This window comes from Undibacterium sp. GrIS 1.2 (assembly GCF_040544435.1).
Taxonomy (GTDB): Bacteria; Pseudomonadota; Gammaproteobacteria; order Burkholderiales; family Burkholderiaceae_D; genus Undibacterium.
On sequence record NZ_JBEONP010000129.1, the window covers coordinates 1 to 2,542 of the forward strand.

2 protein-coding genes are annotated in these 2,542 nt (G+C 45.1%); one reads left to right on the top strand and one right to left on the bottom strand.

Annotated elements, in window-relative coordinates; translation table 11 throughout:
- Positions 1-133 precede the first annotated feature (133 nt).
- Positions 134-619 carry a hypothetical protein gene (locus AAKU61_RS22375; protein ID WP_354335819.1) on the top strand — a complete coding sequence of 162 codons (486 nt, stop codon included), beginning with the start codon at positions 134-136 and terminating at the stop codon, positions 617-619.
- 190 nt (positions 620-809) lie between these two features.
- Here AAKU61_RS22375 and AAKU61_RS22380 read toward each other — a convergent pair.
- Positions 810-2,542, bottom strand: a 1,733-nt coding sequence (locus AAKU61_RS22380; RefSeq protein ID WP_503012679.1) for a patatin-like phospholipase domain-containing protein, incomplete at its 5' end; no start/stop codon positions are given.

The window sequence follows — 2,542 nt, forward strand, 5'->3', positions numbered from 1 at the left end:
CTTTCATCTTGCCAGAAATGGCCGCTCCTTTCTCATCTATTTTGCGCTTCTCGCAATAAAATTACTCTCCGGTGTTTCGTTTTGCAAGAACCTCCTTAGACATTTCTTTTAAACCGCAGTTACTGGAGTAAATATGGATCAAGACAGCAGTGCAGCTATTCCTTCCGATATTACTAGCCTCGGAGGCAAATCATGGACGGCCTATATTCGCGTCATTGCGATCGGGTTTGTTTTATTCTGTATTGTTACACCACTAGCATGGCGTGCGTCGGTTGTTGCCGGGATTGTGGTTTTACTTCTGTCTTTGGGTTTCACGGCGTATCAATTCTTAGAACTAAGGAGCTATCACCTTTATTTTAATGATATTGGCGTCTGGATTTATTCTGGCGTCCTGCCATGGAAGAAAGGTGTTGCTGGTGTTAAATGGCGTGATTTGGATGAGGCGGTTTATTTTCAGTCGATTGGTAGCTGGCTATTCAAATCGTATTCGATTCGAATTGGCCATCGCTTCACAAAGTCGAGTGAAATACTGGTGAGTCATATGACACGTGGAAACGAAGTTGTGATGACGATTAATGGTCGCCACCAGGATCTGGTCAGGGCAAATGCTTTGAATTGACGCATGGTTTAACCATTGAATTGAACATTGGATACTTTGGGTCGCACTTTAGATCATCTGTTCAAAATATTAATTATTGCGACCCATTGCTCTCGCCGATTTTATCGTCAGATGTTGATTCCCTAAAGTTGCACGGCAGTGTGTTTGACCAAGATGCCGTGCTCATATGCCAAACTCCCGAAACGACTTTCTAATTTGCAGTGCAAATAGGTTTGAGTTTTTCACAGATTTTATTTGCATTCGTCATAACAGAAATATCCATATTGCCCGCAGTTTTTTTTGTGAGGTACCAGCCTAGTGGAGCGCTACGCATGCGATGGATAAATTCGCAACGATAATTTTTGTCAGAGATTGTATTGCTAAATGCTTGGTCGAGGTCGATATCGACATAAGTGTCCTTAAGGATGGATTCCAATCTGCCCACCGCTAACCCTGCCTGAGCTTCCCTAATTGCGAAGAGGGCATTCAATCCGGACCAGACTTCTCGTTTTTTTGCTTTCTCCAGAGTCGGACAGTAGTCAACTGGTGGGTTTCCATCGATATTGATCCAGTTTTTGTGAGCATCGCTTATCTCATTGCCAGTAGCACGCAATGTCTCTGCGCCACTGTTATCGGCGTAGCCACCATCAACGAGCTTGTAGGTACCATCATCTTTTGGGAATGATCCAGAGGGAGACACCAATGGAAAGCGCGCACTATGTAACGCTGCCATACCTACCTGAAACTCAGGTGCAAGCTCACCCTTATTCTGTAAGCCATCCCCCCGATTCCCAGTATTTGAAAGCCACAGTCTTTGGCCAGTTCCTGAATCGGTGCTGTTGAAATATATTTTGGGGGCTGGGATCACCCCAGCAGTTAGCTTAGTAATGGGTTTGGCTAGGGCGAGTAAAGAGATTGCATTACTTCCATTGGGTACTCGTTGTGACTTCAAGTTCATTAATACTTTTTTGGTGGCATCTTGCCAGCTATTGAGCAGAGCTTGCCCGCGTTGAGGAGTTATGCCAGGTACCAAGTCGATAGACATCATACGTGCCAGAATAGGCGAGAGGTGATCTTGTAAAAGCGCTTCACTGACTAATGGTTCCAGATTAGGGAGTCTTGGCATTTGCTTCTTACAATCAGCGGGCCAGCCGCCGCTAGCAACATACTCTTGCCGTAAAGTGGCATAAATAGCGATACCTAGGCTGCCACCTGACACTCCGCTTAAGCGATCCAGTTTTTGTCCAAATTCACCGCATGACATATCGTCAACCCTTGCCAGTAATTTCGCAGTGAACAAGCCAGCCCTGATTCCACCACCGTAAGCGTTTACGATGATATCTTGGGTTTTTGCTATTTGAAATTGTGGGAGCGATAGTATTTCAGGCGGTACTTTTAGCACTTTTATTACTTCTTTGCCGGAGATCTCTTTTAAAGGCGACCAGCCAAATTGCGCGTGAAGTATTACATACACTACCGATAATGCTAGTCCGCCCGTCAACACAAAACCGCGTATGTAGTGATCTAGCCGCCTGAAACATAACGTCAGCAAACCTAGCAGCAGAAGGGCACTAGTACAAGATAGCATTGCAATTGCGCCTGACCCTATTGTTCTCGTCAGACTTTCAGTACCGAAGATTAAAAATAAGAATACGAAGGTACTGGTAAGAAGCAAGCCAAACAACTGCCTGATGGCTTGTTCAAATAAGCGCGTTTCACTGGCATCCGGCATGGCTATTTTGAGCTTACGCAATAGCGGCCGACGAACTACGGTGATAACGAATAAAGAGACGGGAATATAAGTCATCAGTAGCAAGCTACCAAAGACAGGCAGATTAAATTGTTCTGTTTGAGCTTCTTGCAAAATACCCAAACCAGTAAAGTCGAGCATGGGTGTGGCCACTGTTGCGATTGGTTTTCTTGTTTGAAGCGGCACATGTGACA